Below are 19,355 nucleotides of genomic sequence, written 5' to 3'. Positions count from 1 at the left end.
TCCAGATGCGCCGGGTGAGTCTGATTGGTCTAATTCGGTCGGAGGTGATGCTCAGTGTTGACTCGACTCTCCGCCGTGGTGGCGTTGTTGACCGTTGTCCTCACGGGGACTGCCAACGCCGTGCCGCCGCCTCCGCCGAACCCGAGCGACTCGGAGATCTCGGCGTCGCGGGCGGAGGCGGACGCGAAGGCGGCCCGCGTCGGGGAGCTGACCGGGCGCCTGACGCAGGCCGAGTCGCGGCTGCAGGAGCTGCTCGACGAGGTCTCGTACAAGCGCGAGCTCGCGAACAAGGCCCGCGTCGACCTGGAGACGGCGATCTCGGAGGCCGAGGCCGCCCGCCGCGACGCGTCCTCCGCGCGCGTCCAGGCCGACGCGGCGACCGCGGCCGTGGAGCAGAGCCGCCGCGAGCTGGACGAGTTCGCCGCCGCCTCCTACGCCCAGGGCACCACCGTGGGGTCGTTCTCGGCCTACATCGGGGCCAAGTCGCCGGAGGACCTGCTGGCCAGGGCCCAGCTGCTGGAGGCGGTGTCGGCGTCGAGCCTCAACCGCCTCGACCAGGTCACCCGCGACCAGGGCACCGCCGCCAACCTCGACTCCGCCGCCCGCGCCGCGCTGAAGAAGGCCGAGCAGAAGCAGGCGGCCGCCGACGAGGCGAAGAAGGTGGCCGAGCAGGCCCAGCAGGTGGCCGTGGAGGCGCACTCGGCGCAGGCCACCGCGACGGCCGAGCTGCAGTCCGACAAGGACGCCGTCGAACGAGAGCTCGCTGCCGCCCGCGGCCAGGCCAACGGCCTCGAAGCCCAACGGCAGCAGTACGACCAGTGGGTCGCGGCGAAGCAGGCCGAGGAAGCGGAGAACGCCCGCCGGGCAGCGGCCGCCGCCGCGTCGCAGGCCGCCGCTCAGGCCCCGCCGCAACGCCGTCCCGTCGCCGCCGCACCCGCGCCGTCGGGCAACCGCGTGCAGACCGTCATCAACCGCGCGCTGGCACAACGCGGCGTCATCTACGCGTGGGGCGGCGGCAACTACAACGGCCCGACGTACGGCGTGCGCGACGGCGGCGTCGCCGACTACTACGGCGACTACGCCAAGATCGGCTTCGACTGCTCCGGCCTGATGATGTACGCCTTCGCCGGCGCCGGCGTGTACCTGCCGCACTACAGCGGCTACCAGTACACCTCGGGACGCCTGGTGCCGCTCTCGCAGATGGCGCCCGGCGACATGATCTTCTGGGGACCGGGCGGCGGCACGCACGTGGCGCTGTACCTGGGCGGCGGGATGATGGTGGAGGCGCCGCATTCCGGTGCGGTGGTGCGGATCTCGCCGGTGCGGTACGGCGGCATCATGCCGTACGTGACCCGGATGCTCTGACCGGGGGCTGGAGGTCGCGGGCCCAGAGCTGCCCGACGACGTCGTGCCCGAAGCCGCGCTGCGGCGTCTCCTCGACCAGCGCGAACCCGCGCCCCTCGTAGATCTTCCGCGCCGAGGCGAGCCCGTCCACGGTCCACAGCACCATGCGCTCGTACCCGGCCTGCCGGGCGAACTCGAGGCACGTGTCGACGAGCCTGCCGCCGGCGCCGTGGCCGCGGGCGTCGGGGTGCACGAGCAGCACGCGCAGCTTCGCGGTCGTGCCGGACTCGCGGACGCAGAAGACGCAGCCGACGCGCTTGCCGTCCAGTTCGGCGATCCAGGCGGCCTCGCGGTCGGTGTGGTCCGCGGCGTAGTCGCCGACGATCTTGGCGACCATCGCCTCGAACGAGGCGTCCCAGCCGAACTCGCTCGCGTAGAGCTCGCCGTGGGCCTGGACGACCCAGCCCAGGTCGCCGGGCTTGCCCAGGGGTCGGATCTGCATGACGCCTCCACTGACACGACTGTTTCAGTAATGCGAGAATAGCGCCATGCCGTCCGTGCGGGAGACCGAACTGCTCGAAGCCGCCTACCGGTACGTGCTCGCGCACGGGCTGGCCGACGTGTCGTTGCGGCCGCTGGCGGCGGCCATCGGGTCCAGCACGCGGGTGCTGCTCTACCTGTTCGGAAGCAAGGACGGGCTGGTCAGGGCGTTGCTGGCGCGAGCGAGGGCCGACGAGCTGGCGTTGCTCGGCGACGTCGGGACCGGGCCGGGGGTGGTGCCGCGGTTGTGGGACTGGCTGGTCGAGCCCGCGCACCGGCCGCTGCTCACGTTGTGGCTGGAGGCGTACGCGCGGTCGCTGGTGGAGCCGGACGGCGCGTGGGCGGGGTTCGCGAAGGCCACCGTGGAGGACTGGCTGGAGGTGCTGAAGGCCTCGCAGGCCGAGGACGTCCGGGACACGCAGGAAGGCCTGGCCGAACGCACCCGGGACCTCGCGCTGGTGCGGGGTGCGTTGCTCGACCTGCTGGCCACGGGGGACCACGAGCGCGTCACCGCCGCGGTGAAGGCTAGTTTTGCCGGGTGAAGATCGTGGTGTTCGGCGCGTCCGGCATGGTCGGGCAGGGTGCGCTGCGGGAGTGCCTGCTCGACCCCGCGGTGACGTCGATCGTGACGGTGGGGCGGTCACCGCTGCAGACGAGCGATCCCAAGTGGCGGCACGTCGTGCACGCCGACTTCGGTGACCTGTCACCGATTGCTGACGAACTGGCTGACGCCGACGCGTGTTTCTACTGCGTGGGCGTGACGTCGGCCGGTTTGAGCGAGGCCGAATACACGCCCGTGACGCATGACTACGCGCTTGAGGCCGCGCGTGTTGTTGGTGGCACGTATGTGTACGTGTCGGGCCAAGGGGCCAACGCCGAGAGCAAGACGATGTGGGCACGGGTCAAGGGGCGCACGGAGAACGAGCTGCTCGCGTTGGAACGCGCGGTGTTCGTGGTGCGGCCCGGGTTCATCCAGCCGCGGCACGGGATCCAGTCGCGCACCCGCATCTACCGCTACGTCTACTCGTGGTCCGCGTGGCTGTACCCGGTGCTCGCGAGGGTGGCGCCGAAGTCCGTCACGAGCACCGACCAGCTCGGCCGGGCGATGGTCGCGCTGGCCGGGGGCGCGCACTCGGACCGCGTGCTGCGCAGCGACGAGATCAACCGGGTGGCGGGATGACGCTCGACGAGGCCGTCCGCGCGTACCAGGAGGACGGGTACGAGGTCACGCACGTCGTCGAGTCGGTGTGCTCGGGGTGCGGCGGCAGGGCGTTCGAGGTCCAGCTGACCGGCGACCAGGCGGTGCGCCGGACCTGCCTCGGGTGCGGCCTGAAGGAGTTCGTCGCCGACTCGGACGAGTTCTGGGACGAGGACGACGCCGAGGAGTGCGCCTGCACCTGCGGCGGCGAGGAGTTCGCCGCCGCGCTCGGGCTGTCGTGCCTGCCCGACGGCGAGGTGCGCTGGGTGACCGTCGGGCTGCGCTGCCTCGCGTGCGGCCTGTGCGGCGTCTACGAGGACTGGAAGATCGACTACAGCCCGAGCCGGCACCTGCTCACGCGGGCTTGAACGCGTCCTCGGTCGTGACGACCCCGGCGGTGCGGCCGGGGGCCGTGTGGTTCTCCCAGTAGAGGTTGGTGTGCGCGACGACCTTGTCCGGGGTGGGCGCGCCCCACTCCGACAGGTCCTCGGTCGTGTGCGCGTCGCTCACGAGCAGGGCGTCGTAGCCGCGGACGATCGCGCCGTGCAGCGTCGAGCGGATGCACTCGTCGGTCTGCGCGCCGGACACCACCAGGCTGCCGATCCCCTTGCCCGCCAGCACTTCCTCGAGGTCGGTCGCCTCGAACGAGTCGGCGTACGTCTTGTGCACCACGGGTTCGCCGTCGGCGACCACCAGCTCCGGCACGAACTGCCAGCCGTCGGACTCCCGGGGCAGGTGCTCGGGGTTGCTGTGCTGCACCCACACGACGTCGACGCCGGCCGCGCGGGCCTTGCCGACCAGGGTGGCGACGTTGGCCACGACCTCGTCGCGGTTGTGGGCGTGCTCGACCACCCCGTTCTGCACGTCGATCACGAGCAGCGCGGTGCGGGAGCGGTTCGCGAGGGTGGTCACCCGGTCAGCTTAGGCCTCGGGAACGCAGGCGGCGCAACATCCGGGCGTCCTCGAACCCGACCCGGCGCGCCGCCGTCTCGACGGTGGCGCCTTGACCGATCAGGTGCTCGGCCCGTTCGACGCGCAACGCCTGCTGGTACTTCAACGGCGTCATGCCGGTCGCACGGCCGAACAGCCGCGTCACGGTCCGTTCGCTGCACCCGGCGAGATCTGCCAGTTCCGCCAACGAAAGCCGGTCGGCCACACGGGACTCGATGACGTCCTGAACGCGGTGCACGGTCTCGTTCACGTGCGACCGGTGCCGCAGCAGCACACTCGCCTGGTGGTCGTCGCCGTTCCTGCGCGCGAAGACGACCATCGTGCGTGCGATCGCCGCCGCCACAACGGGTCCGTGGCGCACGGCGATGAGGTGCAACGCCAGGTCGATTCCACTCGCGATGCCCGCGGACGTCACGACCCTGTCGTCCTCCACGAACAGAACGTCACGCACAACCCGTGCCGCGGGGTAGCGCCGTTCGAGCTCGTCCTGCAGTTCGTGATGCGTGGTGCACCTGCGGCCATCGAGCAAACCGGCGCGTCCCAACGCGTCCGCGCCGGCGCACACACTCGCGACCGTGCCGCCGTGGGCGTGGTGCGCGCGTAACCACTCCAATGCCCGCTCACTCAGGTGCCCGGTCCCGGCGATCTTCGGCGACCGCCACCCCGGCACGAACACGAGGTCGTCCACGTCGAGAGAGGGCAGCTCACGGGACGCACCCAGCGGCACGCCCTGATGGCTGGGCACTGTCTCCATGTCGCCCACGTACGACAGCGCGTAGCCGTCGACGAGGTCGGCAGCGCTGGAGAACACCTGCGCCGGCCCCGCGAGGTCGAGCAGGTGCACTCCCGGTACGAGCAGGAAGACGACTCTGGTCACGATCCGGTCAGCGTAGCGACGTCCGAGATCCGCGCGAACCGGCCGGCCAGGACGTACTCGGTCCGCGCGATGATGTCCCCGACCCCGAGCACCTCCCCGGTCCGCCAGTGCGCCAGCGGCGTGGTCGCGGTCGCGTCGGTCACGAACGTCATGTCGAACCCGAGGTCCGACCCCACCCGAGTGGTCGTCTCGCAGCACTGCTCGGTCCGGATACCGCTGATCAGCAGCTCGCGCACGCCGTGGTGGGTGAGCGTCTGCTGGAGGTTCGTCGTGGTGAACGCGTTGTGCGACGTCTTGGTCAGCACCTGCTCGCCGTCGAGCGGCTTGAGCCCGTCGATCAACCGGACGTGCCCGAGGGCCGGGTCGAAGACGTCACCGCTGCCGGGCTCGGAGTGCAGCACCCAGACGACGAGGTCGCCGCTGTCGCGGGCCAGGTCGACCAGCTGCCCGACCTTGCCCGCGATGTCCGGGTCCGACACCTCGGCCCAGTTCGGGCGCTGCCGGAACGACTCCTGGACGTCGATGACGATCAATGCTCGCTTCATGCCCCCAGCCTCGCCGGGCGCGAGAGGCGGGGACAGGCACGACCAGGACGGGGAGCGGACGGATCCGGTCACCGCGGGAAGATCAGAGCGGGCGGCGGCCCGCGATCCCCAGGTCCGCCCGGTGGTACCAGCCCAGCTCGCGGTCGCCCTCCAGCCAGCACAGCAGCACCGGCACGCCGTCCCTCGACGACGGGAAGTCGACCAGCAGCGGCGCGAAGCCCTTCAGCTCGGCCCCGGTCCGCTGCACGGACTCCATCAGGTCGTCGAGCCTGGCCTGCGCCGCCTTGAACTCCGGCAGGCCGCCCAGCTCGGAGCCTCCCGCGGCCAGCTCGGCGGCGTCGGCGCGCAGGCGCACGATCTCGTCCAGCGTCGGCAGCAGGCGGGCCAGCTCGGTCCTGGCTTCGGCGAGCGTGAACAGTTCCACGGCCCCCAGGCTGGCACAGTGGCGGGGGTGACGTGGCGACTGGGTGACCTCACCGTGAATCGGATCGGCTTCGGCGCGATGCGCCTGCCGCAGGAGGGAACGGCGTTCGACCCGCGGGCGAGGCCGCGGAGCCGGGCCCAGGCCGTCGAGGTCCTCAGGAAGGCCATCGAACTCGGCGTCAACCACGTCGACACGGCCGCCTTCTACTTCTCGGCCACGCGGTCGGCCAACGAGCTGATCAACAGCGCGCTCGCGCCCTACCCCGAGGACCTGGTGATCGTCACCAAGGTCGGGCCGGGCAGGACGCCGCAGGGGGAGTGGCTGCCGCTCGCGCGGCCCGGCCAGCTCCGGGGCCAGGTCGAGGAGAACCTGCGGCAGCTCGGGCGCGACCACCTCGACGTGGTCAACCTGCGCGTCAGCGGGCTCGACGACGTGACGGACCACTTCGCGGCGCTCGCGCGGCTCCGGGAGCAGGGGCTGGTCCGGCACCTCGGGCTGTCCAACGTCAAGCCGCACCACCTCGACCAGGCGCAGCGGGTCGCGCCCGTGGTGTGCGTGCAGAACTCCTACGGCCTCGGGCACCACCCCGAGCAGGACGACTTCCTCGGCGTCTGCGGCGAGCGGGGTGTCGCGTTCGTCCCGTTCTTCGCACTCGCCGGGGCCAACCAGGAGGCCGGGACGTCCACCGAGGACGACGAGGTCACCGCGATCGCGGAGGGCCACGGCGTCTCGGCCGCCCAGGTCCGGCTGGCCTGGACGCTCGCCAGGGGACCGCACGTGCTCGTCATCCCCGGCACCGGCGACCCGGACCACCTGCGCCAGAACGTCGAGGCGGGCGGGCTGGTCCTCACCCCGGAGGAGCTCACCCGCCTCGACGCCGTGCACCTCGGCGGGAGCTGACCCCGGCCGCTTCGTGCGCGCGGGACGTGCGCGTCTGTTTGACTGGGGCGATGAGCGGGCGCGGACCGGCCGGGGAACCGGGGACCTACGCGGCGATCGTCCTGACCGGCGGCAGGGGCGAACGGCTCGGCGGTGTCGACAAGGCGGCACTGTCCTTTCGGGAAGCGACGCTGCTCGACCACGTGCTGTCGGTTGTGGACGATGCGACCACCAGAGTCGTTGTGGGCCCCGAGAAGGACGTTCCGGGGGTCGTCTGGGCGCGGGAGGACCCGCCGGGAGGCGGCCCGCTGGCCGGGCTGGCCGCCGGGCTCGCGGAGGTCGCCGAGGAATGGGTCGCCGTCCTCGCCGTCGACCAGCCCGGCCTCACGGGGGACACGATCGCGCGCCTGCGGGCGGTGGGGGCGAACGCCGTGCTCAGGGACGACCGCGTGCAGTGGCTGATCGGCGTGTGGAGCTCCGCCGACCTGCGCGGAGCCCTCCCCGAAGATCCACGCGACCTGCCGTTGCGCAAGACTCTGCGGCAGCTCCACCCCGTCGAGGTGCCCGCCCTGCCGGGTGAGGCGCGCGACGTCGACACACCCTCCGACCTGGACACCCTTCACAGCGGTTGAACAGGCGGCGGGTAAGACTGTTCCACGATCGGTACAACCCTGTTCTGCATGGAGGCCCGCACGTGACCGAGCCCGCCGCCGAGGCAACGCCGAACGCACCGGCGCCCGTCACCCCGGCTCGTGACGCCCAGCTGCTCGAACGCACCGTGTTCGAGGTGAAGCGGGTGATCGTCGGCCAGGACCGGCTCGTCGAGCGGATGCTCGTGGGTCTGCTGGCCAAGGGCCATCTGCTGCTCGAAGGTGTGCCGGGCGTCGCGAAGACGCTCGCCGTCGAGACGTTCGCCCGCGTGGTCGGCGGCTCGTTCTCGCGCGTGCAGTTCACGCCCGACCTGGTGCCCGCCGACATCCTCGGCACCCGCATCTACCGCCAGTCCAGCGAGGCGTTCGACGTCGAGCTGGGTCCCGTCGTCGCGAACTTCGTCCTCGCCGACGAGATCAACCGCGCGCCCGCCAAGGTGCAGTCGGCGATGCTCGAGGTGATGGCCGAGCGGCACGTGTCGATCGGCGGCAGGACGTTCCCGATGCCGAACCCGTTCCTCGTCCTCGCGACGCAGAACCCGATCGAGAACGAGGGCGTCTACCCGCTGCCCGAGGCGCAGCGCGACCGGTTCCTCTTCAAGATCCAGGTCGAGTACCCGACCGCCGAGGAGGAGCGCGAGATCGTCTACCGGATGGGCGTCGAGGCGCCCACGCCGAACCAGGTCCTCTCGCCGGAGGAGCTGGTGCGCCTGCAGGGCGTGGCGTCGCGCGTCTTCGTCCACCACGCGCTCGTCGACTACGTGGTGCGCCTCGTGATCGCGACCCGCGCGCCCGGTGAGCACGGCCTCACCGACGTCGCCGGCTGGGTCGCCTACGGTGCCTCGCCGCGCGCGTCGCTCGGCATCATCGCCGCCGCCCGCGGCCTGGCGCTGGTCCGCGGCCGCGACTACGTGCTGCCGCAGGACGTCGTGGACGTCGTCCCGGACGTGCTGCGCCACCGCCTCGTGCTCTCCTACGACGCGCTGGCCGACGGCGTGCCGATCGACCACATCATCACCCGCGTGCTGCAGATCGTGCCGCTGCCGCAGGTGTCGGCCCGTCCGCAGCAGCCGGTTCCGGCTGGTAGGCCGTGAGCCCCGGGGACAAAGCCGACGAGCGTCCGTCCTGGGCCCCTCCCGTCCTGCGCGGTGTCCGCATGGAGGCCGCGCTGCGCATGCTGGAGCTCGACGTCCGGCGCCGCCTCGACGGCCTGCTCCAGGGCAACCACCTCGGTCTCGTGCCGGGGCCGGGCACCGAACCGGGTGAGGCCCGCACCTACCAGCCCGGCGACGACGTGCGCCGGATGGACTGGGCGGTCACGGCGCGCACGACGATCCCGCACATCCGCGAGACGGTCGCCGACCGCGAGCTGGAGACGTGGCTGGCGATCGACCTGTCGCCGTCGCTCGACTTCGGCACCGCGGCCTGCGAGAAGCGCGACCTGGTCATCGCCGCGACGGCCGCGGTCGCGCACCTGACGCGCGGCGGCGGCAACCGCATCGGCGCCGCCGTCTCGACGGGCGCCGAGAACGTCCGCATCCCGGCCCGCGGCGGACTGGCGCACGCGCGCGGCATGATCCGCAAGATCGCCGAGATCGACCGGGCACCCGAGGGCACCCGCGGCGACCTGGCGGCGTTGCTGGAGCAGCTGCGCCGGCCGCCGCGCCGCCGCGGCCTGATCGTGGTGCTCTCCGACTTCCTCGGCGGCATGGAGTGGCAGCGGCCGCTGCGGGCGTTGTCCGCACGGCACGACATCGTCGCCATCGAGATCGTCGACCCGCGTGACGTCGACCTGCCCGAGGTCGGCACCGTCGTGCTGTCCGACCCGGAGACGGGACGGCAGCGCGAGGTGACCGCGTCCGCGTTGCTGCGCAAGGAGTTCAACGCGGCGGCCGCGGAGCACCGGGGCGAGGTGGCGGCCGGGCTGCGCCGCGCGGGTGCCGGGCACCTGGTGCTGCGGACCGACTCCGACTGGATCGCGGACACGGTCCGTTTCGTGGTGGCGCGCAAGCGCCGCTGGTCTGGGGGTGTCGCATGAGCTTCTCCAACTTCGTCGCCCCGTGGTGGTTCCTGCTGCTGGTCGCCGTCGCGCTGCTGGGCGCCGGCTACGTCGTCGCGCAGCGCATGCGGCGCAAGCGCGTGCTGCGGTTCACGAACCTGGAGCTGCTGGAGAAGGTCGCGCCCAAGCGCGAGCGCTGGTCGCGGCACGTCCCGGCGGCGTTCCTGCTGGCGGCACTGGCGTTGCTGACGGTCGCCCTCGCCGGGCCGACCTCCGAGCAGCGCGTGCCGCGCAACCGCGCCACCGTGATGCTCGTGGTCGACGTGTCGCTGTCGATGAAGGCCACGGACATCAAGCCGTCGCGGCTGGAGGCGGCGCAGACGGCCGCGAAGTCGTTCACCGAGGGCCTCACGCCGGGCATCAACCTGGGCCTGATCTCGTTCGCCGGCTCCGCGACCGTGCTGGTCGCGCCGACGACGGACCGGGCGGCGGTCAGCCAGTCGATCGACGGGCTCAAGCTCGCCCAGTCGACCGCGACCGGTGACGCGCTGGTGGCCGCGATGGCGTCGATCGACTCGTTCGGCAAGGTCGTCGGCGGCGCCGAGGGCCCGCCGCCCGCCCGCATCGTGCTGATGACGGACGGCAAGGAGACCGTGGGCACCCGCAAGGCGTTCGACGCCGCCGAGGACGCGAAGAAGGCCGGGATCCCGATCTCCACGATCTCGTTCGGCACCGAGGACGGCGTGGTCGACATCGAGGGCCGGCAGCAGTCCGTGCCCGTCGACGACGACTCGATGAAGGAGATCGCGAAGATCTCCGGCGGCGAGTTCTTCAAGGCCGCCTCCGCCGAGGAGCTGCGCCGGGTCTACGATACGCTCGGCGAGCAGATCGGCTACGAGAAGAAGCAGGCGGACGCGTCGAAGCCGTGGCTGCTGCTCGGCACGATCACGACGATGATCGCGGCCGCCGCGGCGTTGCTGCTCGGTCAGCGCCTGCCGTAGACCAGCTCGACCACACCCGTCCCGAAGGCCCTGGTACTCTTGAGCGCCAGGGCCTTCGGCTGCTTGAAGAACGGCGTGCCGACGCCGAGCGCGACCGGGTTGAGGTAGAGCCGGACCTCGTCGATCAGGTCGTGCTCGAAGAACGACCCCACGAGCTGCGCGCCGCCGACCATGCTGTCGCCGGGCAGCGCCCTGATCTCGTCCGGCAGGACCTCCCGCTTCACGGTGGTGTTCCACTCGGTCGTGCCGAGCGTCCGCGAGTAGACGATCTTGGGCATCTCGCGCCAGATCCGGCCGAAGTCGTGCATCGGTTTCGGCCACTCGGGGTGGTCGTCGGTGTGCGGCCAGGCTTCCAGCATCGTCTCGTGGTTGCGGCGGCCGTCGATGAACCTGTCCATCCGCGCGAGCCCGGTGTTGAAGTGCTCGTGCAGCTCGTCGTCGACGACGTGCCAGCTGATGTCGTGGCCGGGGCCCTCCATGAACCCGTCCAGCGAGATCGACGCCATGGTGATGATCATCCGTGCAGCCTCCGGTATTCCGCGGCGGCCCCGGGGTGCAGGGGCACCTTGCCCGTGTCGATGAGGCTGCGCACGTCGAGGTACTGGGTGCCGAGCGCCTGCTGCGGCACGAGCTGTGCTGCCTTGCCCACGAGCAGCCGCACGACGGCGCTCGCGTAGTCGTCGCTCAGGTCCGGCCGGCACACCAGCAGGTTCGGCGTGCCGATGGTCGGGACGTCGACGGGGGAGCCGTACACGCCCGTGCGGATCTCGACGCGTTCGTAGACCTTGCCGTAGTCCTGCCGCAGCCTCGGCAGGAAGGTGTCGAGCGGCAGCAGCCGGATCCCGCTCGCCTTGTTCAGCTCCGGGGTGGGCACGCCGCCGGACCACAGCAGTGCCGCGATCTCGCCGGCCTTCAGCGCGTCGATGGCGTTGCGCAACGGGTAGTGCTCCTCCCGCACGCCCATCGCGAGCCTCTCGCCCTGCAGGGCGGCACCGGACCCGGCGGCGCCCAGCGACACCGGCAGGCCGATCAGGTCCGCGGCGGACCGGTAGGGCGCGTTCTGCAGCACCACGAGCTGTAAATAGTTCTCGTAGACGCGGCCGAGCGCGACCAGACCCGACTCCACGTGCGCGCTGTCGCTCAACGTCAGCGCGATGTCGGCGGTGCCCTCGCGGAGGTGCCTGAGGTTGTCGGCGCTGCCACCGGTCTCGACGGCCGTGATCGTCAACGGGCTGGTGGCCAGGCGGGAGATCAGGGCGGCGAAGTCGTTGTAGAAGCCGCCGGGCTCGCCGCCCGCGATCCGCAGGGTGCCGCTGGGTTCGCTGACCCCGCACGCCGTCAGCGCGAGGGTGCCGAGGAGGAACGTCCGTCGCTTCACAGCAGCGGCTCCTTCGGCAGCTCGACGGTGACCACCAGGCCGTTGTCGCTGCGCAGCTCCAGCTTTCCGTTGTGGGTCGTGACGATCCGGTCGGCGATGGCGAGGCCCAGGCCCGTGCCGCGCTGCGAGTCGTCGCCGCGCCAGAACCGTTCGGTGGCGCGTTCGAGGTCCTTTGTGGACATACCCGGTCCGTTGTCGCGCACGGTCAGGGTCGAGCGGTCGCAGACCACGACGACCTCCGTGCCGCCGTACTTGATGGCGTTGTCCAGCACCACGTCCAGCACCTGGGCCAGGTCCGACACCGCGCACTGCACGAGACCGGGCGCCCGGTCGTCGACGGTGATCGTGACGTTCTCGGCCTGGGCCGCCGCCCGCCACGCGTCGACGCGGTCGTGCGCCACGACCTGGAGGTCGGCCAGCTCGGGTTCGACGCCGCCCGCCGCGCGTTCGGTGGCGGTGCTCTCGGCCGACGCGAGCGCCAGCAGGCCGTCCAGCAACGACTCCAGCCGTTCGACCTCGGTGAGCAGGGACCCGTTCCGCGGCAGCATGTCCACGCGCAGCCGCAGTGCCGCCATGGGGTTGCGCAGCTGGTGCGAGGCGTCGGCGATCAGCCGGCGCTGCTGGTCGGCGGACTCGGCGACGGCGTCGGACATGCGGTTGAACGACTCCGACAACGCCCGCAGCTCGGCCGGCCCCGCGGTGTCGGCGACGTGCGTGCGCCGTTGTCCCTCGGCGACCGCCCGGACACCGCGGTCGAGCTCCTTGAGCGGCCGCAGCAGCCACCGGGACACGACGAGGGCCAGCAGCACGCACGCGCAGGCCGCGAGCAGTGCGCCGGCCAGCACCAACGCCCACCGCCGCGCGACGTCCAGTGCCGCCACCTGCGTCGACGCCCGCAGCACCACGGCGCCCGCGACCTTGGTGCCGGTGCCGACGGGACGGGCGAACAGGACGTCGCCGCCGCTCCAGGGCAGCACGGTCGGCACGGGCGCGGCGGGCTGGTTGCGCAGCGCGGCGTCGATCTGCGCGGACACGTCGGCGACCGTCATGCCCGACTCGACGACGGGCGTGCCGGCCGCGTCGACAACTACGACCTCCTCGCCGTAGACCTGCGCGTACCGCTCCGCCTCGGACACCACGAGGTCGACGGGCAGGGTCGCGAACCGGTCGAGGTCGGCGGTGCGGCTGATCACGAACTGCTGGGTGCGTTCCGACGCCGTGCTCATCAGCAGCGGGAACGCGAACGCGGTCACCGCCGAGAGCGAGAACAGCAGCAGCACCAACAGAAGCCGTTGCCGCATCTACTCACCGAGCCGGTAGCCGAAACCGCGGATCGTGTGCAGCAACCCCGGCCGGTCGAGCTTGGCGCGCAGCTGCGTGAGGTGCACGTCGAGCGTCCGCGACACCGCCACGAACGCGTTGCCCCACACCTCGTCCATCAGCTGCTGCCGGCTCACCGCCGTGCCGGGCCGCCGCGCAAGCACCGCCAGCACGTCGAACTCCTTGGTGGTCAACGAGATCTCACGCCCGCCGACCACGACCTGCCGGCTCTGGAGGTCGATCTCCACGTCGGACACGCGCACGACGTCGCCGCTCTCCTGCGACCGCGCGGCACTGCGGCGCGCCACCGCGTCGATGCGGGCCAGCAGCTCGGCCAGCCGCACCGGTTTGACCAGGTAGTCGTCCGCGCCGAGCCGGAGCCCGCGCACCACCGTGCGTTCGTCCCCGCGCGCGGTCAGCACCAGCACGGGCACCGGGTCGATCCTGCGGAGCTTGCGCAGCACCTCCAGGCCGTCCTGGTCGGGCAGGCCGAGGTCGAGCAGCACCACGTCGGCGTCGCGGTGGGCCATCAGCGCGTCGGCGCCCCTGCGCACGCGGGCGGGCCGGTGGCCGTTCGCCCGCAGCGCTTCCACCAGGGCGTCGGCGACACCGTCGTCGTCCTCGACCAACAGCACCCGCATGGGAGCAGTATCGCCCCAGAAGGTCGTTTCCGGCGTGTGCCGACGCGCCTAAGTGACTGTAAAGAAGCCTCTGCCCAGGTTGTGAGGGGTGTCGGCCCGCCCCGATGGTGGCTGCCATGACAGTCGTCCAAGAGAAGAACAGCGAACGCCGTGTGGTGGCGAACGTGCTGCGCGGGTCGGTCGGAAACCTCATCGAGTGGTACGACTGGTACGCCTACACCGCGTTCAGCATCTACTTCGCCGCGGCGTTCTTCCCCAAGGGCGACCAGACCGCGCAGCTGCTCAACACGGCCGCCGTGTTCGCGGTCGGCTTCCTCATGAGGCCGCTGGGCGGCTGGCTGCTCGGCCGGTACGCGGACCGGCACGGGCGCAGGGCCGCGTTGACGTTGTCCGTCACGCTGATGGCGCTGGGGTCGCTGATCATCGCGGTGACGCCGTCGTACGCGACCATCGGGGTGGCGGCGCCGGTCCTGCTGGTGCTGGCGCGGTTGTTGCAGGGCCTGTCGGTCGGCGGCGAGTACGCGACCTCGGCGACCTACCTGTCCGAAGTGGCCTCCCCGGCGCGGCGCGGGTTCTACTCCAGCTTCCAGTACGTGACGCTGACGGCCGGTCAGCTCATCGCGCTGGGCGTGCAGATCGTGCTCCAGCAGTTCCTGTCCAAGGCCGAGATGGCGGACTGGGGCTGGCGGGTCGCGTTCGTGATCGGCGCGACCGGCGCGATCGTGGTGATGTGGCTGCGGCGCGGCATGGACGAGTCGGAGAACTTCGAGAAGCAGAAGGACAACCCGCAGAAGGGCACGTTCAAGGCGCTCTTGAAGCACCCGAAGGAATGCCTGCTCGTCGTGGGTCTGACGCTCGGTGGCACGGTCGCGTTCTACACGTACACGACCTACCTGCAGAAGTTCATGGTGAACACCAGCAAGATCGACGCCGCGACGGTCAGCTGGATCAACTTCGCCGCTCTGCTGGTGTTCGTGGTGCTGCAACCGCTCGCGGGCGCGCTGTCGGACAAGATCGGCCGCCGTCCGCTGCTGCTCGGGTTCGGTGTGCTCGGCACGCTGGCCACCGTGCCGCTGCTGACCGCGCTGGCGAGGACGTCCGAGGCCTTCCCGGCGTTCCTGCTGATGCTCGGCGGGCTCGTCATCGTCACCGGCTACACGTCCATCAACGCGATCGTGAAGGCCGAGCTGTTCCCGACGAACATCCGGGCGCTGGGCGTGGGTCTGCCGTACGCGCTGACCGTGGCGATCTTCGGCGGCACGGCCGAGTACGTGGCGCTGTGGTTCAAGCAGGCCGGCATGGAGTCGGTGTTCTTCTACTACGTGGCCGGGTGCGTGCTGATCTCCCTGCTGGTCTACGGGTTCATGCGCGAGACGTCGAAGGACTCAGTCCTCGACCGCGACTAGGGCGGCGAGCGCGCTGGCCAGGTGCACGGGCCTGCGGTCGGTGGTGTGCCGGATCTGCGTGCGGCAGCTGAAGCCGTCCGCGATCACCAGCGCGTCCCCGTTCTCCCGCAACGCCGGCAGCAGGTCCTGCTCGGCGCACGCGATCGACACGTCGTAGTGGCCCTTCTCGAACCCGAAGTTGCCCGCCAGGCCGCAGCACCCCTCGACGACCGTCGGCTTCAGGCCCGCCTTCGCCAGCACGGCGCGGTCGGGTCCGAAGCCGAGCTCGGCGTACTGGTGGCAGTGGGTCTGCACGACGGCCTCGCGGGCGCCTTCGAGCGCGGGCAGCCTCGGTTCGACGTGCTCGGCGAACGTGCGGGTGGCCTTCGCCAGCGCGTGCACCGCGCGGTCGTCGGACAGCTTCGGCGCCTCGGCGCGCAGGAACGCCGTGCAGCTCGGCTCGAGACCGATCACCGGGACGCCCCTGCTCGTCCACGGCAGCAGCAGGCGCGCGGTGCGTTCGACGACCCGGCGGGCCTTCGCGAGCTGGCCGGTGGAGTGCCACGTCAGTCCACAGCAGACGTTCGCGGACGGCACCTCGACCCGGTTTCCGAGATGTGCCAGGACGTTCGCGGCGTCCAGGCCGACACCCGGCTCGAAGTGGTTCGTGAACGTGTCGGGGAACAGCAGCACCGGCTCGCCCTCGCCGGTCGGGTGCAGCTGCCTGACCAGGCGGGTGGTCTGCGTCGGCAGCTCGCGTTCCGGCGTGATGCCCGCGAACCGGCCCAGCTTGGCCGTGACCTTGTTGACCAGCCCGTACTTCAGCCACGTCGGCAGCCAGCCCATGACGTAGTGCGACCGCGGGCGCAGCCGCCGCTTGTAGTGCTCCTGCAGGAACTCGGCCTTGTAGCTCGCCATGTCGACGTCGACCGGGCAGTCGCGCTTGCAGCCCTTGCACCCCAGGCAGAGGTCCAGCGCCTCCGCGACCTCGGCCGAACGCCAGCCGCCCTTGACCACGCCGCCGTTGAGCATCTCGAACAGCAGACGCGCCCGGCCGCGCGTCGAGTGCTTCTCCTCGCGGGTGACGCGGTAGCTCGGGCACATCACGCCGCCGTGGGTGTTCAGGCACTTGCCGACGCCGACGCACCGCCGTGTGTCGTTCGCGAACTCCGCCCGCGTCGGGATCCTCGGTGGTGCCACGACGATCCGCAGGTCGTCGTCCAGCTTCACCGGGTCCACGATCCGGCCGGGGTTGAGCAGGTTCGACGGGTCGAAGGCGCGTTTGAACTCGCCGAACGCCCTGATCGCCGCCGGCGGGTACATGCGGCTGAGCAGCTCGGACCGCGCCTGGCCGTCGCCGTGCTCGCCGGACAGGCTGCCGCCGTGGCTCACGACCAGGTCGGCCGCGTCCTGGAGGAACTCGCGGTAGCCGTGCGCCAGGTCGAAGTCGATGCGGACGTGGATGCAGCCCTCGCCGTAGTGGCCGTAGGTGACGCCACGGCGGCCGTGCCCGGTCAGCAGCTGGTCGAACTCGCGCAGGTAGGCGCCGAGCCGCTCCGGCGGGACGGCGGCGTCCTCCCAGCCGGACCAGGCCTCGCTGCCGTCGGCCATGCGGGTGGCGAGCCCGGCGCCGTCCTCGCGGATGCGCCACAGCGCCCGCTGGTGCGCCGGGTCGTGGATGGTCATCGAGTTCTTCGTGATCGCCGCGACGCGTTCGGGGTGGTCCTCGACCTCGACGAACAGCCAGCTGCGGCCGTCCGGCAGGTCGGGACGGGTCCGGACGCTGTGCACGAGCGACTCGTTCAGGCCCTCGATCGCCAGCGCGTCCTCGATCTGGACGACCTGGTCGGCGGCCTCGTAGGTGTCCGCGAAGCCGAGCACGACGAGCACGCGGCGTTCGGGCCTGCGCACGAGCTTCAGCTCCGCGCCCAGCAGCACCACGCACGTGCCCTCGGTGCCGACGAGCTGCTGGGTGAGCGTGGGGGCGTCCAGCGCGTACCCGCTGACCCGGCGGCTGAGCCGGGGGAACCACGCCGGGTCGTGGGAGGGCAGGGCGAGCGCGGGCGGGTTCGTGGTGTCGAACCTGCGGCCGTCGACGGTCAGCACGTCGAGGTTCGCGACGTTCTCGCTGGTCTTGCCCCACTTCACCGAGTGGGCGCCGCACGCGTTGTTGCCGATCATCCCGCCGATCGTGCAGCGCGAGTGCGTGGACGGGTCCGGCCCGAAGAGGTACTCGCCCGCGTTCGCGTTGATCCGGTCGAGCACCGCGCCCGGCTGCGCGACCGCCCGGTCGCCGCTGATCTCGAACGACGTCAGGTACCGGCTGAAGTCGATCACCAGGCCGGTGCCGCAGGCGTTGCCCGCGATGGACGTCCCCGCGCCGCGGCTGGTGATCGGCACGCGGTGCTCGGCGGCCAGCGCGACGGCCGCGACCACGGCGTCCGTCGTGCGTGGACGGACGACGACCCGCGGCACGTGCCGGTAGTTCGACGCGTCCGCCGAGTACAGGGCACGGCTCGCCGGGTCGTCCAGGACGTCGCCGTCCACGTCGCGGCGGAGGTGGTCGAGAAAGGCCCGCATCACCCGATCATGCACGCCCGGATGTGACATGGCTCCGCCGATGCCGGACTACCTGCCGGTAGCCGATAGCCTCACCCGGTCAACCAGCAGCGATTCCCAGGAGAGCTAGTGAGTCGGTCCGTTCTGGTCACCGGAGGCAACCGAGGCATCGGCCTCGCGATCGCGCAGGCGTTCGCGGCCCAGGGCGACAAGGTCGCGGTGACCCACCGCGGGTCCGGCGTTCCCGAAGGCCTGCTCGGCGTCAAGTGCGACGTCACGAGCTCCGAGGAGATCGACGCCGCGTTCACCGAGGTCGAGGCCGCGCACGGGCCCGTCGAGGTGCTCGTCTGCAACGCCGGCATCACGCAGGACACCCTGCTGCTGCGCATGAGCGAGGACCAGTTCACGCAGGTCGTCGACGCGAACCTGACCGGCGCGTTCCGGTTCGCCCAGCGCGCCTCGCGCGGCATGCTGCGCAAGAAGTTCGGCCGCATCGTCTTCATCTCGTCGGTCGTCGGCCTCACCGGCGGCGCCGGCCAGGTCAACTACGCCGCCTCCAAGGCGGGCATGGTCGGCATGGCGCGCTCGATCGCGCTGGAGCTGGGCTCGCGCAACATCACCGCCAACGTCGTCGCGCCGGGCTTCATCACCACGGACATGACGAACGAGCTGCCCGAGGCCGTCCGCGAGGCCGCGCTCAAGCAGATCCCCGCCGCTCGTTACGGTGCGGCCGACGAGATCGCGCGCGCCGTCACGTTCCTCGCGGCGACCGAGTCCGGCTACATCAACGGCGCCGTGCTGCCGGTCGACGGCGGCCTCGGCATGGGCCACTGAAGTTTCTGTTCTCCTTCTCGGGAAAGGGTTGGATCAAGTGACCGGACTGCTCGAGGGCAAGCGACTGCTGATCACCGGTGTGATCACCGACGCGTCGATCGCCTTCCACGTCGCACGCGTCGCCCAGGAGCAGGGCGCCGAGGTCGTGCTGACCGGGTTCGGCCGGATGAGCCTCGTGACGCGCATCGCCCAGCGCCTGCCCAAGCCCGCTCCCGTCGTCGAGCTCGACGTGCAGAACCAGGAGCACCTGGACACGCTGGCGGACCGCGTCCGTGAGCACGTCGACGGCCTCGACGGCGTCGTGCACGCCATCGGCTTCGCGCCGCAGAGCTGCCTCGGCGCGCCGTTCATGGACGCGCCGTGGGAGGACGTCTCCGTCGCGATGCACGTGTCGGCGTTCTCGTACAAGTCGCTGGTGCAGGCCGTCCGCCCGTTGCTGTCGCACGGCTCGTCGGTCGTCGGCCTCGACTTCGACGCCCGTCAGGCGTGGCCCGCCTACAACTGGATGGGCGCGGCGAAGGCGGCGTTCGAGTCGATCAACCGCTACATGGCGCGCGACCTCGGCCCGGACGGCATCCGCGTGAACCTCATCTCGGCCGGCCCGGTGCGCACGATGGCCGCGAAGTCCATCCCGGGTTTCGGCGAGCTGGAGAAGATGTGGGGCGAGAAGGCCCCGCTGTCGTGGGACGTCGACGACCCGACGCCGGTCGCGAAGTCGGTGTGCGGCCTGCTGTCCGACTGGTTCCCGGCCACCACGGGCTCGATGGTGTTCGTCGACGGCGGCGTGCACTTCCTCGGTCTCTGACGTCACATCTGTTCGTCGTGTGAGG

General features: G+C 71.3%; 22 protein-coding genes. 12 read left to right on the top strand and 10 right to left on the bottom strand.

Translation table 11 applies throughout. The features are described 5' to 3' along the window. Positions 1 to 57: 57 nt before the first annotated feature. A complete protein-coding gene (locus VF330_RS20370; protein WP_414675412.1) occupies positions 58 to 1,365 on the top strand; it encodes an NlpC/P60 family protein in 1,308 nt (435 codons plus the stop codon). Here VF330_RS20370 and VF330_RS20365 read toward each other — a convergent pair. Beyond that, positions 1,337 to 1,846, bottom strand: coding sequence for a GNAT family N-acetyltransferase (locus tag VF330_RS20365; protein ID WP_330853215.1), 510 nt, complete (start codon positions 1,844 to 1,846; stop codon positions 1,337 to 1,339). The two genes, VF330_RS20370 and VF330_RS20365, sit on opposite strands and share 29 nt — an antisense overlap. 46 nt (positions 1,847 to 1,892) lie before the next feature. Between VF330_RS20365 and VF330_RS20360 the strand changes: the two genes are divergently transcribed. Genes VF330_RS20360 through VF330_RS20350 form a run of 3 tightly spaced genes read left to right on the top strand, consistent with a single transcriptional unit; the run spans position 1,893 to position 3,450 of the window. Next, positions 1,893 to 2,426 (top strand): TetR/AcrR family transcriptional regulator, encoded by a 534-nt coding sequence (locus VF330_RS20360; protein WP_330853214.1) that lies wholly within the window; start codon positions 1,893 to 1,895, stop codon positions 2,424 to 2,426. Next, on the top strand, positions 2,423 to 3,064 hold the full coding sequence (locus VF330_RS20355; RefSeq protein WP_330853213.1) for an epimerase: 642 nt from the start codon (positions 2,423 to 2,425) through the stop codon (positions 3,062 to 3,064). Before VF330_RS20360 ends, VF330_RS20355 begins: the two co-directional genes overlap by 4 nt. Further along, positions 3,061 to 3,450 carry a hypothetical protein gene (locus VF330_RS20350; RefSeq protein ID WP_330853212.1) on the top strand — a complete coding sequence of 130 codons (390 nt, stop codon included), beginning with the start codon at positions 3,061 to 3,063 and terminating at the stop codon, positions 3,448 to 3,450. The genes VF330_RS20355 and VF330_RS20350 overlap by 4 nt, the downstream gene beginning before the upstream one ends. On the opposite strand, the gene VF330_RS20345 is transcribed toward VF330_RS20350, so the two are convergent. The 4 genes from VF330_RS20345 to VF330_RS20330 form a co-directional block, all read right to left on the bottom strand. Then, entirely contained in the window at positions 3,437 to 3,994 is a 558-nt protein-coding gene (locus VF330_RS20345) for an isochorismatase family protein (protein ID WP_330853211.1), read from the bottom strand. The two genes, VF330_RS20350 and VF330_RS20345, sit on opposite strands and share 14 nt — an antisense overlap. Positions 3,995 to 3,998: 4 nt before the next feature. After that, entirely contained in the window at positions 3,999 to 4,910 is a 912-nt protein-coding gene (locus VF330_RS20340; protein WP_330853210.1) for a GlxA family transcriptional regulator, read from the bottom strand. After that, positions 4,907 to 5,455 carry a cysteine hydrolase family protein gene (locus VF330_RS20335; RefSeq protein ID WP_330853209.1) on the bottom strand — a complete coding sequence of 183 codons (549 nt, stop codon included), beginning with the start codon at positions 5,453 to 5,455 and terminating at the stop codon, positions 4,907 to 4,909. Before VF330_RS20335 ends, VF330_RS20340 begins: the two co-directional genes overlap by 4 nt. 82 nt (positions 5,456 to 5,537) lie before the next feature. Then, positions 5,538 to 5,879: a DUF2203 domain-containing protein gene (locus VF330_RS20330; RefSeq protein ID WP_330853208.1), complete on the bottom strand. Its 342-nt coding sequence runs from the start codon at positions 5,877 to 5,879 to the stop codon at positions 5,538 to 5,540. Positions 5,880 to 5,897: 18 nt separating this feature from the next. Here VF330_RS20330 and VF330_RS20325 point away from each other — a divergent pair, with 18 nt between their 5' ends. The 5 genes from VF330_RS20325 to VF330_RS20305 all read left to right on the top strand — a co-directional run bounded on the left by VF330_RS20325 (position 5,898) and on the right by VF330_RS20305 (position 10,408). Further along, on the top strand, positions 5,898 to 6,779 hold the full coding sequence (locus VF330_RS20325; RefSeq protein WP_414675410.1) for an aldo/keto reductase: 882 nt from the start codon (positions 5,898 to 5,900) through the stop codon (positions 6,777 to 6,779). 50 nt (positions 6,780 to 6,829) lie between these two features. Then, positions 6,830 to 7,390, top strand: coding sequence for a molybdenum cofactor guanylyltransferase (gene mobA / locus VF330_RS20320; protein ID WP_330853206.1), 561 nt, complete (start codon positions 6,830 to 6,832; stop codon positions 7,388 to 7,390). A 62-nt stretch (positions 7,391 to 7,452) separates the two neighbouring features. Next, the gene (locus tag VF330_RS20315; protein ID WP_330853205.1) at positions 7,453 to 8,502 is read left to right on the top strand and encodes a MoxR family ATPase; all 1,050 of its coding nucleotides are present in this window, start codon (positions 7,453 to 7,455) and stop codon (positions 8,500 to 8,502) included. A 62-nt stretch (positions 8,503 to 8,564) separates the two neighbouring features. After that, a complete protein-coding gene (locus VF330_RS20310; protein WP_330853233.1) occupies positions 8,565 to 9,446 on the top strand; it encodes a DUF58 domain-containing protein in 882 nt (293 codons plus the stop codon). Further along, positions 9,443 to 10,408 (top strand): VWA domain-containing protein, encoded by a 966-nt coding sequence (locus VF330_RS20305; protein WP_330853204.1) that lies wholly within the window; start codon positions 9,443 to 9,445, stop codon positions 10,406 to 10,408. Before VF330_RS20310 ends, VF330_RS20305 begins: the two co-directional genes overlap by 4 nt. Here the strand turns inward: VF330_RS20305 and VF330_RS20300 are convergent. Genes VF330_RS20300 through VF330_RS20285 form a run of 4 tightly spaced genes read right to left on the bottom strand, consistent with a single transcriptional unit; the run spans position 10,393 to position 13,747 of the window. Further along, positions 10,393 to 10,926, bottom strand: coding sequence for a dihydrofolate reductase family protein (locus VF330_RS20300; RefSeq protein WP_330853203.1), 534 nt, complete (start codon positions 10,924 to 10,926; stop codon positions 10,393 to 10,395). The genes VF330_RS20305 and VF330_RS20300 overlap by 16 nt on opposite strands. After that, positions 10,923 to 11,786 (bottom strand): TAXI family TRAP transporter solute-binding subunit, encoded by an 864-nt coding sequence (locus tag VF330_RS20295; protein WP_330853202.1) that lies wholly within the window; start codon positions 11,784 to 11,786, stop codon positions 10,923 to 10,925. The genes VF330_RS20300 and VF330_RS20295 overlap by 4 nt, the downstream gene beginning before the upstream one ends. Beyond that, positions 11,783 to 13,087 (bottom strand): HAMP domain-containing sensor histidine kinase, encoded by a 1,305-nt coding sequence (locus tag VF330_RS20290; RefSeq protein ID WP_330853201.1) that lies wholly within the window; start codon positions 13,085 to 13,087, stop codon positions 11,783 to 11,785. The genes VF330_RS20295 and VF330_RS20290 overlap by 4 nt, the downstream gene beginning before the upstream one ends. Beyond that, positions 13,088 to 13,747, bottom strand: a complete 660-nt coding sequence (locus VF330_RS20285) for a response regulator transcription factor (RefSeq protein WP_330853200.1) — start codon at positions 13,745 to 13,747, stop codon at positions 13,088 to 13,090. A gap of 116 nt (positions 13,748 to 13,863) precedes the next feature. On the opposite strand from VF330_RS20285, the gene VF330_RS20280 reads away from it, so the two are divergent. Next, entirely contained in the window at positions 13,864 to 15,153 is a 1,290-nt protein-coding gene (locus tag VF330_RS20280) for an MFS transporter (protein ID WP_330853199.1), read from the top strand. Here VF330_RS20280 and VF330_RS20275 read toward each other — a convergent pair. Next, positions 15,133 to 17,712: an FAD-binding and (Fe-S)-binding domain-containing protein gene (locus VF330_RS20275; protein ID WP_330853198.1), complete on the bottom strand. Its 2,580-nt coding sequence runs from the start codon at positions 17,710 to 17,712 to the stop codon at positions 15,133 to 15,135. The genes VF330_RS20280 and VF330_RS20275 overlap by 21 nt on opposite strands. Before the next feature lie 108 nt (positions 17,713 to 17,820). Here VF330_RS20275 and VF330_RS20270 point away from each other — a divergent pair, with 108 nt between their 5' ends. Together VF330_RS20270 and fabI are read left to right on the top strand one after the other, a co-directional pair. Continuing rightward, positions 17,821 to 18,525 carry a beta-ketoacyl-ACP reductase gene (locus VF330_RS20270; RefSeq protein WP_330853197.1) on the top strand — a complete coding sequence of 235 codons (705 nt, stop codon included), beginning with the start codon at positions 17,821 to 17,823 and terminating at the stop codon, positions 18,523 to 18,525. 37 nt (positions 18,526 to 18,562) lie between these two features. Then, positions 18,563 to 19,330, top strand: a complete 768-nt coding sequence (fabI, locus tag VF330_RS20265) for an enoyl-ACP reductase FabI (RefSeq protein ID WP_330853196.1) — start codon at positions 18,563 to 18,565, stop codon at positions 19,328 to 19,330. Positions 19,331 to 19,355: the final 25 nt, after the last annotated feature.

Source organism: Lentzea sp. (genome assembly GCF_036380075.1).
Classification (GTDB): domain Bacteria; phylum Actinomycetota; class Actinomycetes; order Mycobacteriales; family Pseudonocardiaceae; genus Lentzea.
The sequence above is the reverse complement of the archived record's forward strand: the minus strand, read 5'-3'. Positions and strand labels throughout refer to the sequence as shown.

Coding starts and splice junctions, on each gene's coding strand:
- VF330_RS20285 (WP_330853200.1), bottom strand. CDS start 13,747: ATGCGGGTGCTGTTGGTCGAGGACGACGACGGTGTCGCCGACGCCCTG.
- VF330_RS20360 (WP_330853214.1), top strand. CDS start 1,893: ATGCCGTCCGTGCGGGAGACCGAACTGCTCGAAGCCGCCTACCGGTAC.
- VF330_RS20365 (WP_330853215.1), bottom strand. CDS start 1,846: ATGCAGATCCGACCCCTGGGCAAGCCCGGCGACCTGGGCTGGGTCGTC.
- VF330_RS20275 (WP_330853198.1), bottom strand. CDS start 17,712: ATGCGGGCCTTTCTCGACCACCTCCGCCGCGACGTGGACGGCGACGTC.
- VF330_RS20300 (WP_330853203.1), bottom strand. CDS start 10,926: ATGATCATCACCATGGCGTCGATCTCGCTGGACGGGTTCATGGAGGGC.
- mobA (WP_330853206.1), top strand. CDS start 6,830: ATGAGCGGGCGCGGACCGGCCGGGGAACCGGGGACCTACGCGGCGATC.
- VF330_RS20310 (WP_330853233.1), top strand. CDS start 8,565: ATGGAGGCCGCGCTGCGCATGCTGGAGCTCGACGTCCGGCGCCGCCTC.
- VF330_RS20335 (WP_330853209.1), bottom strand. CDS start 5,455: ATGAAGCGAGCATTGATCGTCATCGACGTCCAGGAGTCGTTCCGGCAG.
- VF330_RS20305 (WP_330853204.1), top strand. CDS start 9,443: ATGAGCTTCTCCAACTTCGTCGCCCCGTGGTGGTTCCTGCTGCTGGTC.
- VF330_RS20280 (WP_330853199.1), top strand. CDS start 13,864: ATGACAGTCGTCCAAGAGAAGAACAGCGAACGCCGTGTGGTGGCGAAC.
- VF330_RS20350 (WP_330853212.1), top strand. CDS start 3,061: ATGACGCTCGACGAGGCCGTCCGCGCGTACCAGGAGGACGGGTACGAG.
- VF330_RS20290 (WP_330853201.1), bottom strand. CDS start 13,087: ATGCGGCAACGGCTTCTGTTGGTGCTGCTGCTGTTCTCGCTCTCGGCG.